Here is a 249-nt window from a genome sequence, read left to right as displayed (position 1 = left end):
CACGCTCACGCTGACCACGGCGGTCACCAGCGACCAGACGGTCACCGTCGCCTACGCCGACCCCACGACCGGCAACGACGCCAACGCCATACAGGACGCCGCAGGCAACGACGCGGCCAGCTTTGCTGCCACTGCGGTGACCAACGACACATCAGCGTCAGCAGACACCACGCCCCCGGTGCTCATCACCGAGGGAGCCAAAGCGCCCAAGGTCAACGCAAGCACACTGGTGCTCAGCTTTAGCGACAC

At 65.9% G+C, this 249-nt stretch carries 1 protein-coding gene; it reads left to right on the top strand.

Features of this window, described 5'->3' with window-relative positions; all coding sequences use genetic code 11:
• Positions 1-249: SwmB domain-containing protein (locus VTU_RS28580; protein WP_010107317.1), on the top strand; the 249-nt coding region annotated here is incomplete at both ends.

Origin of the sequence: Verminephrobacter aporrectodeae subsp. tuberculatae At4, from assembly GCF_000193225.1 — a bacterium.
Lineage (GTDB): Bacteria > Pseudomonadota > Gammaproteobacteria > Burkholderiales > Burkholderiaceae_C > Acidovorax > Acidovorax aporrectodeae.
Note: the sequence above shows the minus strand (reverse complement) of the source record. Positions and strands in the feature narration are given on the sequence as shown.